Source organism: Bifidobacterium scardovii JCM 12489 = DSM 13734, assembly GCF_001042635.1.
GTDB classification, from domain to species: Bacteria; Actinomycetota; Actinomycetes; order Actinomycetales; family Bifidobacteriaceae; genus Bifidobacterium; species Bifidobacterium scardovii.
Genome location: NZ_AP012331.1, coordinates 630,808 through 643,956, shown reverse-complemented (window position 1 = coordinate 643,956; position 13,149 = coordinate 630,808). Strand labels below are relative to the sequence as shown.

The 13,149-nt window shown below is 63.9% G+C and carries 9 protein-coding genes and 1 tRNA gene; all 10 read right to left on the bottom strand.

The window, feature by feature from the left end; genetic code table 11:
- Nucleotides 1-163: 163 nt before the first annotated feature.
- The 10 genes from BBSC_RS02650 to BBSC_RS02605 all read right to left on the bottom strand — a co-directional run bounded on the left by BBSC_RS02650 (nt 164) and on the right by BBSC_RS02605 (nt 13,128).
- Nucleotides 164-1,117 carry an aldo/keto reductase gene (locus BBSC_RS02650; protein WP_033516493.1) on the bottom strand — a complete coding sequence of 318 codons (954 nt, stop codon included), beginning with the start codon at nt 1,115-1,117 and terminating at the stop codon, nt 164-166.
- A 58-nt stretch (nt 1,118-1,175) separates the two neighbouring features.
- The gene (arfA, locus tag BBSC_RS02645; protein ID WP_033516495.1) at nt 1,176-2,723 is read right to left on the bottom strand and encodes an arabinosylfuranosidase ArfA; all 1,548 of its coding nucleotides are present in this window, start codon (nt 2,721-2,723) and stop codon (nt 1,176-1,178) included.
- Nucleotides 2,724-2,926: 203 nt separating this feature from the next.
- Nucleotides 2,927-4,012 carry a LacI family DNA-binding transcriptional regulator gene (locus tag BBSC_RS02640; RefSeq protein ID WP_046725968.1) on the bottom strand — a complete coding sequence of 362 codons (1,086 nt, stop codon included), beginning with the start codon at nt 4,010-4,012 and terminating at the stop codon, nt 2,927-2,929.
- A 65-nt stretch (nt 4,013-4,077) separates the two neighbouring features.
- The gene (locus tag BBSC_RS02635) at nt 4,078-5,580 is read right to left on the bottom strand and encodes an alpha-L-arabinofuranosidase C-terminal domain-containing protein (protein WP_033516497.1); all 1,503 of its coding nucleotides are present in this window, start codon (nt 5,578-5,580) and stop codon (nt 4,078-4,080) included.
- A gap of 31 nt (nt 5,581-5,611) precedes the next feature.
- Nucleotides 5,612-6,508 (bottom strand): carbohydrate ABC transporter permease, encoded by an 897-nt coding sequence (locus BBSC_RS02630; RefSeq protein ID WP_033516499.1) that lies wholly within the window; start codon nt 6,506-6,508, stop codon nt 5,612-5,614.
- 3 nt (nt 6,509-6,511) lie between these two features.
- On the bottom strand, nt 6,512-7,435 hold the full coding sequence (locus BBSC_RS02625; protein WP_033516501.1) for a carbohydrate ABC transporter permease: 924 nt from the start codon (nt 7,433-7,435) through the stop codon (nt 6,512-6,514).
- Between the two features lie 83 nt (nt 7,436-7,518).
- Nucleotides 7,519-8,907, bottom strand: coding sequence for an ABC transporter substrate-binding protein (locus BBSC_RS02620; protein WP_033516502.1), 1,389 nt, complete (start codon nt 8,905-8,907; stop codon nt 7,519-7,521).
- Between the two features lie 1,310 nt (nt 8,908-10,217).
- Nucleotides 10,218-10,305: transfer RNA gene (locus BBSC_RS02615), tRNA-Ser, on the bottom strand.
- 157 nt (nt 10,306-10,462) lie between these two features.
- Nucleotides 10,463-12,097: a peptide ABC transporter substrate-binding protein gene (locus BBSC_RS02610; RefSeq protein ID WP_051923111.1), complete on the bottom strand. Its 1,635-nt coding sequence runs from the start codon at nt 12,095-12,097 to the stop codon at nt 10,463-10,465.
- A gap of 230 nt (nt 12,098-12,327) precedes the next feature.
- Nucleotides 12,328-13,128: a transglutaminase family protein gene (locus tag BBSC_RS02605; RefSeq protein ID WP_033516506.1), complete on the bottom strand. Its 801-nt coding sequence runs from the start codon at nt 13,126-13,128 to the stop codon at nt 12,328-12,330.
- Between the last annotated feature and the right edge of the window lie 21 nt (nt 13,129-13,149).

The following is a 13,149-nucleotide window of genomic DNA, read 5'->3' as shown; positions in this document are numbered from 1 at the left end:
CTGCCCCTCAGATCGAGAATCGATGGAGATACTGCGTCTTTGCATGGAACACGATCCCGCGGGATCGGAATGGCGCCCCGGCAAACGCATCGGCAACGGCTCTGCCGCATAAAAAAACCGGATGCCGGGGCAAACCCCGGCATCCGGTCGTCGAACGCGCCGATCAGACCAGCTGATGACCCGCCGCGCAGTACAGATCCCACCAATCCTGGCGGTCGAGATCGATGTCCGCGCCGGCCGCGATGCGCGCGAGCCGCTCGGGGTTCATCGTGCCGGCGACCACCTGGATGTTGGCCGGGTGGCGCAGTATCCACGCGGACGCGATCGCGTCCTTGCTGACACCGTATTTGGACGCCTTGTCGGCGAGCGCCGCGTTGAGCTCCGGGAAATGCGGATTGTCCACGAACGGGCCGTATTCCGTGCCGGACTGGAACGGGCTCCACGCCTGGATCGTCATCCGCTTCAGGCGCGAGTACGGCAGGATGCCGCCCGTGATGTCGGCGGCCCCGCCGCCTGCCCTGTTGAAATGGATCTCGGCGTCCAGCATCTGCGTGTGCATGAGGCCGAACTGCAGCTGGTTGACCTCGAGCGTGACGCCGAGCGCCTGCTGGAGCATCTCGATCTGCCACGGCCCCATGTTGCTCACGCCGAAGTGGCGCACCTTGCCGCTGGCGAGCAGCTCGCCGAACACCTCGCCGACCTCGTCCGGGTCGACCAGCGTGTCGATGCGATGCAGCAGCACCGAATCGACGTAGTCGGTGCGCAGGGCCTCCAGCTCGCGGTCCAGCGAGGCGAGCAGATGCTCGGCGGAGTAGTCGTAGCGCAGCCCGTCGCGGTTGTCGTCGCTGCGCACGATGCCGAATTTGGTCTGGATGAAGATGTCCCTGCGCGCCACGCCGACCGACGTCCACGCCGCGCCGAACGCCTCGGAGCTGGCGTGCACCCGGTGGGCGGAGAACCCGTAGATGTCGGCCGTGTCGAAGAAGTCGACGCCGGACTCCAGCGCCTGGCTCACCACGGCCTTGGACTGCTCGGCGTCGAGCGCGTCCATGCGCATCACGCCGAGCGCCACGCGCGAGGCCGTCATGCCGCTGGTGCCGATCCGCTGTCGTTTCATATGATGTTCCTTTCCGTAGTGTCTGTGCCGTAATGCCCGTGCCGCCGGGGAGCGGCCGTCACTTCACGTGGATCGCGGTCCAGGAGACCGGCGGCAGGGTCACGCGCACGGTGCCGGATGCGGCGTCGAGTGTGGCCGTGTCGTTGGGGCGCGGGGTCACGCGGGTCTGTTCCGCCAGCGTGTTGCGCGCCCACAAATCGTCGTCGTGCAGGGTCTGCGCCTCGACGGCGGAGAATTCGCCGCCTTCCGGCAGGCTGATCTCGAACTCGGCGGCGTCGTCCATCGACCGGTTGACCGCGAACACGGTGACCGTGCCGTCCGCCCCGCGCACCGCCACGGCGTTGAGCGAGGGAACCTCGCCGTACGCGGGCGTGTCGAAGGTGCCGGACGTGAGCTTCGGCTCGAGCACGGTGCCGCCCTTGGCGTACTTCGCGGTCAGGGAGAACGGGTAGAAGGTGGTCTGGCGCCACGCCGGGCCGCCCGGCTCGGTCATGATCGGCGCGATCACGTTGACCAGCTGCGCCAAGCTCGCCGCGTGCACGCGGTTCGCGTTCTTGAGCAGCGTGATCATCAGGTCGCCGAACACCACGGCGTCCACGGCGCTGTAGACGTCCTCCAGCAGGCGCGGGGCGACCGGCCAGTTGCCGATGCCCTCCGGGTTGCGGCTGGGCTCCTCGTTGAGGTACCAGACGTTCCACTCGTCGAAGGAGATGAACACGTCATGCTTGCTCTTGAGGCGCGCCTTGGTCGCGTCGATGGCCGAGGCCACGTCGCGGATGAAGTTGTCCATGTCGACGCCGGCGGCGAGGAAGCTCTTCATGTCGCGGGTGCCGTCAGGCTGCAGTTCGGGGTGGTAGTAGGCGTGGCAGGACACGAAGTTGACGTTCTCGTAGGTCTTTTCGAGCACGGTCTCCTCCCATGCGCCGAAGGTGCCCATCACATGGCTCGACGACCCGCAGACCACCAGTTCCGCATCCGGGTCGATCTGCCGCATGCCGGCCGCGACCGATGCGGCGAGCGTACCGTAGTCCTCGGCGTTCTTGTGCCCGAGCTGCCACGGCCCGTCCATCTCGTTGCCGAGGCACCACATGCGGATGCCGAACGGCTTGTCGGCGCCGTTGGCGCGGCGTTCGTCCGACAGCTTGGTACCGCCGGGGATGTTGGCGTATTCGAGCAGGTCGAGGGCCTCCTCAAGGCCGCGGGTGCCGAGGTTCACGGCCTCCATGAGCTCGTTGCCGCCCGCCTTGTCCAGCCATTTGGCCATCTCGTGCAGGCCGAACTCGTTCGTCTCGGTGGAGTGCCACGCCAGGTCGAGCCGGCGCGGGCGGCTCTCCTTGGGGCCGACGCCGTCCTCCCAGCGGTAGCCGGACACGAAATTGCCGCCCGGGTAGCGGATCGTCGTGGCGCCGAGCTCCTTGACCAGATCGATGACGTCCTGGCGGAAGCCGTCCGCGTCCGCGCTCGGGTGCCCCGGCTCGTACAGGCCGGTGTACACGCAACGGCCCAGATGCTCCACGAACGAGCCGAACAGGCGGTCGTTGACCGGCGCCACGGTGAACGCGTCGTCTACGACCAGGGATGCGGATGCGGGTTTGCTGTCATTCATTGGTGCTGCCCTCCTTGGAGCGGTGAATGGACCGAATGCGGGTTGGAACATCATCGTTGCCGCACAACGGGCCGGCAGCGCCCGACATATTTCAGTACAACTTTGTATTCAACGATATTAATGATAGTTGGATCGCACTCGACACGCGATCGTCCCGACGCCGCGGGTCGCGCCGCGTCGCCAGCCCGAGCGCGATCGCCGCGTCAGGACAGCCCGCCCGCCGCGCCGGATCGCACCGCGCCGAAGGTCGTCGTGCCGCGACGCTCGATCACATAATCCGTCGATACCGCGCGCACGGCCCGCGTGTCGCCCATGATGCGCTCGATGAGCATGTCGACCGCATACTCGGCGTACCGGTCGAGGTGGGAGTTCACCGTCGTCAGCGCCGGATCGCAGTGCCGGGACTCCTCGATGTCGTCGAATCCGCTGATCTGCACGTCGTCGGGGATCCGCCAGCCGTGCTCCTTGAACGCGTGCAGCGCCCCCAAGGCCAGCGCGTCGTTCAGGCAGACCACCGCGCGGGAGCGGGCGTCGCGGAACGCCGGAACCGACAGCAGGTGAACCGCGCCCCGGATGCCGCCGTTGACGTCCCACCGCTCGCCGCCGACGATCACGTCCGTGTCCACCACGGCTCCGGCATCGGCGAACGCCCGGTAATACCCTTGGGTGCGCAGCTGGCGGGTGCCCTCCCGCAGCGCGAGCACATCCCCCAGCCGCCCCTCCCGCACCAGATCGTCCGGGGCGCCGATCAGGCCGACGCACTCGACCCCCTGGCCGATCAGCATCGCCGTTATCTCGCGGATGGGCTGGAAATTGGGCATGGTGACGCTGTCGACCAGCCCATGGGACAACGATTCGCCGGTGAGCACGATGGGGTACCGCTGCTTCAGCACACGGCCGCCATCCGCAAGGGGCCGGTCAGGATAGTAGATCCAGCCGTCGGCGTTGACCCGGTACGTCTCCGCGATGATGCTGTCCAATCCCCCGCCGCCATAGGTGTCGATCACGACGCCGTAGCCGCGTTTCCGCGCCGCTTTGATGATCTCGCCGGCATACATGGAGGCCCAAGGCTGGTCGAAATCCATCACGGCCAGGCCGATGAGCTTCGTCATGCCGGTTTTGAGCGAGCGCGCCGAGTAGTTCACGGTGTACCCCAGCCTCGCGATCGTGTCCTTCACCCGCTGGCGGGTCTCCGGGCGCATGCTGCCGGCGTCGTTGATGACGTTCGATACGGTTTTTATCGAGACACGCGCCTCTTTGGCGACATCGGCGATCGTCACCTTCTTCATTGCGCCGCCTTCCCTCAGGGCGTTTCAGGACGGATGGGCGGCAGCGCACCGGCCGCCGCCCGCCGCTACCGTTGTATCTCAATGATATTAACCGAGTGGGGATCGACATCGACACGCATGCCCGGATGGTACGCCCCCAGATCGCGCGTCGCGATGGAGACATCGGTATGGCCGATGTCGTTGTAGGATTCCTCCGACGGGCCGTTCAGCGTCAGCATCGTCACCTTGCCGTGCGGCGCGAGCTCGTCCAGCGAGATCTCCAGACCATGCGCACGGGCACGGTCGCGGGACGATACGGCCAGCGCGACGGCATGCCCGTCCTCCCAGGTCGTGGACAGCACGTCCAGCGCCGGCACCGTCACGTCGGCGCCCGAGGGATCGGCGACCGTCACCGTGTCGCCGCCCGCGCACCAGTCGTCCAGCACCACGTCGCCGAGATGGTTCGCGTACAGGTCGAAGACGAAGTAGGTCGGCCGCAGCACGATGCCCTTCGGGTGGACGAAGATGCACCCCCGCGTATTGACCAGCGGCGAGAAGCACGCCATGCCGACGGAGCGGCAGTTGCGGTTCAGCACGTTCAGGAACCCCGCGGAGAACACGGCGTCGGCCATGGTGTACAGACTGTTGTCGTCGTTGCCGTCGCGGGGCGTAAGGTACTCGTCCTTCGTCACGCCCTGCTCGATGGTCACGGCCTTCGGATGGTACCATTCGCGCAGGTTCCATTCGTCGAAGGCGATGCGGATGCGGTCGCTCAGCCCCAGCGCGTCCAGCAGACCGCGGACCTTGACGATGTTCCCGTCCAGATCCGTCATCATGCCCACCACCTGGTCGAATTTCGACGCGTTGTTGGTCTCGTGGATCGCATCCCAATACTGGTGGATCGAAATCCAATCCAGATAGTCGCTGCACTGCCGCAGCAATCCTAGGTTCCAGTCGACGTCCGGCAGGGCCGCCGCGCTGAGCTCGACCGTCGGGTCCACATGCTTGATCATCTTGGCCGCCTCGCGCACGAAGTGCCCCCACTCGTCGCGGGTCTTCGCCCCGATCTCCCATGCACCCCAGTTCTCGTTGCCGACGCTCCAGTACTTCACGGCGAACGGTTCCCTGCTGCCGTTGGCGATCCTCATCCTGGCATAGCGGCCTTCGTGGTCAAGGTTGCAGTACTCGACCCAATCGCTCATCTCCTCCTGCGTGCCGGTGCCGGCATTGGTGCAGATGTAGGGCTCGCAGCCGATGGCGCGGCAGAACTTCACGTACTCGTCCGTGCCGAAGGTATTGGGATCCTCGACGCGCCACATCTTGTCGAACACCGGCTCGCGCTCGGCGCCGACGCCGTCGAGCCAGTGGTACGACGAGACGAAGCAGCCTCCCGGCCAGCGCAGGATGGGCACGTCGAGCCGGCGCACCGCCTCGATCACGTCTTCGCGCAGCCCGTCGCCGTTCGACAGCGGCGATCCGGGATCGAAGACCCCGCCATAGACCTGGCGGTGGAAATGCTCCAGGAACTGGCCGTACAGCATGCGGTCGCGCACGCCGATACGCCGTTCGGCGTCGATTGTCACCTTCATTGGCATTCCTTTCTTCTGTTCGAGCTTCCGCTCAGGCCTTGACCGACCCGGCCGCCAGACCGCCAACCCAGTACCGCTGCAGCAGCAGGAACGAGATGACCAACGGGACGATGGAGACGAACGCCCCGCATGTCACCAGATTCCATATCTGCTCGGCGCCCGAGCCGGCGCTGGAACGCGCCTGCCACTGGGTGAGTCCGACGGTGATCGGGAACAGCTTCGGGTCGGACAGCACGACCTGCGGCAGAAAGAAGTTGTTCCAGCAGCCGACCACGGACAGCAGGAACACCGTGGTGATCGCCGGCGTCATGATCGGCAGCGATATCTGCAGGAACGTGCGCAGCTCGCCGGCTCCGTCCACGCGGGCCGCCTCCATCATCTCATCAGGCAGGGAGCTCATGCAGTAGATGCGCATCAGATACGTGCCGAACGGGGAGAGCAGCGACGGGAGCAGCACCGCCCACACCGTGTTCGTCATGCCGACGTTCGACATCAGGATGAACGTGGGGATGACCAATGCCGTCGCCGGGATCATCAGCGCGCCGAGCACGATGTTGAAATAGACGTCCCGTCCCTTGAACTTGTATTTGGCGAACCCATAGCCGGCCATCACCGAGATGATCGTCGCGCCGACGCCTCCGACCAGGGCGTAGAAGAAGGAGTTGAATATCCAGCGCCAGTAAATGCCGTTCTGGTAGGTGGAAAGCTGCTTGAGGTTGTTCCACAGCGCGAATTTGCGGTCGAACCACATCGGCCCGGCGCTGCCGAGGAACAGGCCCGAATTGGATTTGGTGGAGGCCACCACCAGCCACCAGACCGGCATCAGGAAGTACACCACCGCAATGGCCAGAACAAGATACGGGATGACGTGGGACCCGGTCCTGATCTGGCCGGCGGCCGCATTCCGACTCCGATTGCGCGCACCCATGATTCACTCCCCCAATCCGGACTGCTTGCGGGTAAGCCGCATGAAAATGATGCTGATGACCACCACGATGAGGCCCAGCGCGAACGACACCGTCGCGGAGTAGTTCACCTGGTTGTAGTTGAACGCCAGCGTGTAGGCGTACATATTCGGCGTGTATTCGGGCGGTATCACCGACTGCGCGTTGTTGCGCAGCACCATCGGCTCCGTGTAGAACTGCAGCGTGCCGATCAGCGAGAAGATCGTCGCCATGACCAGCGAGCTGGAGACCATGGGCGTTTTGATCCTCGTCGCGATCTGCACCTCGGTGGCGCCGTCGATCCTCGCCGATTCGTACAGCTCATGGGGAATCGACTGCAGCGCGGAATAGATGATCACCATGTAATAGCCGGTCCACTGCCATGTCACCACGTTGACCAGACTGCCGAACAGCCCTCTCGGCGACAGGAACGCCGGGGCCTGCAGCCCCAGCAGATCGAATATGGAGGCGAACGGTCCCATATCCTTCGAGTACAGGAATCCCCACATCAGCGCGCCGATGACCCCGGGAACCGCGTAGGGAAGGAATATCGCCAGGCGCGACCCGGCGGCGAACCGCGTGCGCAGTGAATCGATGATCAGCGCGAAGATCAGGGCAAGCGCGATCTGGATGGGAACCATGACCGCGGTGTAGACCAGCACGCGCCCCATGCCCTGCAGAAAAATGGGATCCCTGAAGGCCCGCGCATAGTTCTTCAGACCGGTGAACACCGTCCCGCGAACCTGCGTGTATGAATACAGCGAGACATAGAACGCGTAGACCATGGGCACGATGAGGAACACCACGAACACCACCGCGAAGGGAGCGGTGAAGAACCACCCCCACCGGTTGGCCCGCTGCGCCGCCTGGCCGCTCCGGCGCGGAGCCCGTACAGCTTTGCTTTGCGACATATCGGATTTCGCTTTCCCGCGTGACGGTGGGGAGGGCGGGGCCTGCAGCAGGCCCCTTTCCCCGCCATCGGCGATGTTGGTGGCTACTTCTTCACCGTGAAGCCCTGCTGGCCGGCATAGTCCTCCAGCGTCTTCTGCAGGTCGGTCATCGTGGACGAGACGTCGGCGCCGTCACGGACGATCTTGGTGAAGGCCTTGGTCTGCTCGTCGTACGCGTAGGTCTGGAAGGGCAGGAAGCTGTAGCCCTTGTACCCTTGGGCGATCGGCGCGAGGACGTCGTTGACCTTCTGGTTGTTCAGGAACGGCTCCTCGTAGTTGATGAAGTCGTCCGACTCCAGCTTCGAGTTCATCACCGGGAAGTTGCCGGAATCCTTGACGGCGACTTCCTGGTTCTTGTCGGAGTCCCACAGGCCGATCGCCACCTTGGCCGCGGCCTCCGTGTGCTTGGCCTGGTCGGTCACGGCGAGCGTGGAGCCGCCCTGGTTGACCATCGGCGTCGAATCATCCCACTTCGGCGCGTCGGTCACCTGCCAGACCGCCCCCTCCTGCGCGCCGCTGACGCCCTTGACGTAGCCGATGAGCCACGAGGCGTTCACCACGGTCGCATACGATCCGTCGACGATCTTGGTGTACCAGTCGTTGCTGTAGCAGTCGTCGGTGGAGACGATGCCCTCCTTGACGAGGTTCTGCCAGTACGACATGACGTCCTTCACCTCGGTGGACGTCAGGTCGATGCCGACGTCCTCGGGATTGCTGACGTCGTAGTCGTACACCTTCGCGTTCTTCTGCGCGAACAGGGCGACGTTCATCGCGGTGCCGTTGGGCGCATAGTTGCCGATGTGCCCCGGGAAGCCCTTCTCCTTCAGCTCCTTGCCGGCCTTGGCGTACTCGTCCCAGGTCGTGGGCACCTTGACCCCGTACTTGTCGAAGATGTCCTTGCGGTACATCATGGCGAACGGGCCGGCGTCGCTGGGGATGGCGTACACGGCCTTGCCGCCGCCGAGCGTGACGTCGTTCCAGCTGCCCGCCGTGTACTTGCTCTTCTCCTTGTCGGCGCCGAACTGCGAGATGTCGACAAGATGCTTCTCCGCGCCGGACACGTACGACGGCAGGATCTCGGCCTCGACCTGCATCACGTCCGGGGCGCCGCTCTTGGCCTTGAGCGCCGTGTTGAACTTCTTGTAGGCCTCGCTGCCGTTGCCGACGTTCGTCCAGCAGACCTGTACGTCGTCATGCGCCTCGTTGAAATTGTCGACGACCTTTTCGACCGCCGGATACCACGCCCACAGCGTCACCTTTTCGACGCCCTTCTTCTTGACCGTGTTCTGGCACTGCGCATTGTCGTTCGCCTTGGGATCGTTGTTCGCGCCGGACGCCGCCCCGTTGGCGCCGCCGCCGGCGCCGCATGCCGCCATCGACAGCACCGCAGCCCCCGCGGTCACCAGCGCCATGATCCTTCTTGCCTTGCTCATCAATACTCCTTCGTATCTTCCTGTGAAACCCGCCGATCCGATCAATCGGCGACCAACGACATGGCCGGAACCGCCATGCGGTTCACGGCAGTGAATGCCGGCGTCATCATCGACGCCGAGCACAAGAGTGCTATTCGGTATATGGGGCGATTGACCAGCCCATGCATGGCCGAGGCACACGCCCGCCACGCCGCCGATCAGCCCATCATCGTTTCAGCGAAACGTCATTCCCGCAGCACTTGCACGAGGCGAGCCATCAGAGACAACCGGAATGCGTCGCATTCGAACCTTCCGCGCGCCCGGTCGAATCCAGTCATCATGTCATGTCTGCCTCCTCAGCCGTCAGCGGCATGCGCCATCACCGATAAGACAACGTTGTACTTATGACGGCGAAGCAACCGAGTCCTATGCCTCCCCGCCGGACCAGCGTCCAAGACCGCCCGGAATCCGTTTAGTACAACCTTGTACTTTCTACGACACCAATCATACGACCGCCGGGCGGCGCCCGCAAACCCCATTAGTACAACCTTGTACTAATGGCTTGTTTCCAACCGACACGCCGAAGGAATGCGCCCGTCGGCGGACCGGCGTGGACCGCCCCCTTGGCCAAGAGCTTTCCGCCACAAGATGGCGGGTCAGACTCACTTGGCACGGCTCCAGAGAGAGGTTCCCGCCACAAGGTGGCACAGACAATGCCGCAAGCGGTCTCAACAGGAGCTTGCCGCCATATGATGGCTGGTTTGGACCGCTCGGCACTACCTTAGCGAGAGATGCTTGCCACCGAGAGGCGTAAAAAGCTTGGCGAGGAACGCCAATGAGAACTTCTCGCCGCAAAGAGGAGAATTCGACTCGCCCAGCGCTATCTCAACAAGAGATTTCCGCCACCAAGAGGCAGGAACAGCGCCAGAAAAAGTCCTGACGAGAACCTTCTACCGCAAAACGGCAGATTCGGCTCGCTTGGCATCACCCCAGCGAGAGGTGCTTGCCACCGGGCGGCACAAAAAGCTTGGCGAGGAATACCGACGAAAGCCGCCCGCCATAAGATGGTGGATCCGGCTCGCTGGACACCGCACCAGCAAGAGGTTCCTGCCACAAGGCGGCGCATCCGGCGCTCGGAGAAGTTGCACGGTTCCTTCCTATAGACCCCCTATAGGCCATGGGCCCTCCATAGAGCGCCACCGTCGATACCACGCCAACCATCTCAGCCTGCTTCGCGATCCAGCTCCCGGCAACGGAAGCATGCCGGCTCATCACAACGACAACCGCGGAAACAAAAACAAAAACCCGGAGCCGCAACGGCTCCGGGTCTGTGGCGGATAGGGCGAGATTCGAACTCGCGGAGGGGTTAGCCTCACACGCTTTCGAGGCGTGCTCCTTAGACCGCTCGGACACCTATCCATGTGCTGCGAAAAACGCAACTTGACTATTATAAGACGAATTTCGGATTATGCAAATGACATCAATATGGGCGTGGCACGGAATGCATCGCGCATCCCTCGCCACGCCCATATCACGGAGCCGGCACCATCACGGAATCGGCGTCAGAGAGCCGAGGCTACTTCTTGGAGATCTGGTCCAGCAGCAACGCGTTGTCGTAACCGAACGACACGTTCTTCAGGGTCGGCACGGAGACCGCGGTGGCGTTCATGTACCACAGCGGGATGTTCGGCAGGTCCTTGGCCAGCAGTTCCTCGCCCTGCTGGTAGTACTTGTTCGCCTCCTCGGACGACGGGGACGCCAGCGCCTTGTCCATCAGGGCGTCGAAGTCGGGGTTCTTGTAGTCGCCGTAGTTCGCGCCCTTGCCGTCGGCGGTGGACGAGTCGTACAGCTGCACTAGGTAGTCGTCGGCAGCCGGGTAATCGGCGGACCAGCCCATCATGTACGGGGTGTCGGTCTTGCGGTTGTCCATCATGTCGGCGAGCTCGCTGAAGGTCGGGATGACCGTCGTCTCGGCCTTCACGCCCAGATCGTTGTTCAGCGTGTTGACGATGGCGTCGCTGGCCTCCTTGTAGCCGGCCAGGTCGGCGCTGTACGTCAGCCTCAGCGGGCCCTCCCACGGGGAGATCGCGTCGGCCTGCTTCCACAGCTTCTTCGCCTCGGCCGGGTCGTACTTCATCGCGTCCTTGCCTTCGAGCTTGTCGGTGTAACCGGGGATGGACGGGGCGATGAAGTCGACGGCCGGGGTGCGCGTGTCGTTGAAGATCTTCTTGCAGATCGACTCGCGGTCGATCGCCAGCGAGATCGCGCGGCGGCGCAGACGGCCTTCCTCGTTCATGCCGAAGTGGTCGAGACGGTCGGGGATCGTAATGAACATGACGCTGGAGCCGGGCTGGCTGTAGCCCTTGATCTTCGTGTCGCTCATGAAGGTCTTCATGGCGGACGACGGCACGCCCGACATCACGTCGAGGTTGCCGGCCTGCACGTCGGCGTAGGCGGCCTTGGTGTCGGTGTACACGCGGTACTCGATGCCGTCGTTCTTCACCTTGCGAGAGCCCTTGTAGTCGGCGTTGCGCGAGATCGTGATGCTCTTGTCGTGCTCCCACGAGTCAAGCTTGTACGGGCCGTCGCCGATCGGCTTCTCGCCGAACGCCTCCGGGTCCTTGTAGAACGCCTCGGGCAGCGGCATGTACGCCGTGTATCCGAGCATGGTCGGGAAGGTCGAGTTCGGCGCGTTCAGCGTCACGACCAGCGTGTGGTCGTCCTTGACGTCGAGGCCGGACAGCTGCGCGTTCTTGTCAACGCCCTTCTTCTGCAGATCGTCATAGCCCTTGATCGACGAGAAGAACGACGAGGCGATCTGCCCGTTCGTGGCGTTCGCGGTGTAGCTCCACGCCTTGGCGAACGATTCGGCGGTCACCGGCTCGCCGTTGGTGAACTTCCAGCCGTCGTTCAGCATGATCGTGAACTGCGACGAATCGTCGTTGGACTTGATTTCCTTCGCCACCTCGTTGGTGGTGGTGCCGTCCGAGTTGTAGGTGACCAGACCGGAGAACAGCTCGCGCAGCACGAGGAACGCCGGGGTCTCGTTGGTGTTGCCCGGGATCAGTTTCGATTTCGGTTCGATGGTCGCGTACGAGATCACGTTCTTCTCGGCGGCGGCCTCATTGGACGTCGAGGACCCGCATCCGCTCAAAGCCATCGCCGAAGCGCATAGCGCGGCGAGCCCGGCGGCGGCCTTCTTCCAAGACATGTTCATGTTTCCCTCTTTCCTTACGGATTCGGGGAAGACGCCGTGTACGGAGCCATGTCAACGCCGCAGCAAGATACCGCGCCCGGAGGCTCGGCATATGAGATATCCCCCGAATGGGGCTTTATGCTAGCGCCGCAATGTTGACTGGCATATTTCGCGTCCATAATATGAATGGCGCCAAACGGCGGCGGTACGGACGGGGGAAGGAATCGATGAAGCCGCCCCGACGCCTACAGCAGCTGCTCGTGCACCGAGGCGTTGACCCATTGGTGCTGCGTCACGTCGCAGCCCGAGAAGATGCCGATGTCGAGCATGCAGTCGCGGTAGTCGCGTCCGTGCGCGATCGTGATGTAGTTGTCGTCGACCATGCGGTTGTGCGTCGGGTCGAGACCGATCCACCGCCCGTCGTGGTACACCTCGACCCATGCGTGCGTGGCGCCCTCGCCGCCGAGCAGACCGGCGATGTACCGCGCGGTCAGTCCGACGTGGCGGCAGACGGACAGCATCACATGCGCGTAATCCTGGCACACGCCCTTGCGCTGGGCGAGCGCCTCCTCGGCGGTGGTGCGGATCGTGGTGGACGCCGGCGTGTACGTGAACGCGCGATACACCTCGTCCATCACCTCGCGCGCCTGGTCGACCGGCGTCGCCCCGGCCGGCAGCGCGGCCAGCCTGCCGCGGCACACGTCGATCATGGCCTCGACGCACGGGCCGGGAATCGTCAGCGCCGAATTGAACCGGTAGAGCGGCTTGTAGATCTCCGGCTTGATGTGCTCGTTGTCCACGAACGCGATGCCGGTCACCGCATAGTTGAACATGGTGTGCGGCTCGGGGATGAACCCGGTCATCACCACGGAATCGAAGGAGTCGATGGTGGTTTCCAGCTCGACCTCCGGCTCGATGGCGACCTCGACGTCCACGACCTGCTGGCGGGGCCCCGTCGCCGGCACGCATCGCAGCTGAAAGCGGTGGTCGGTGACCGGCGAGCTGAACGACAGCTTCATCTCGTAGTCAAACACCAGTTTCTTCATGGATCGCGACTCCTCAAGTTG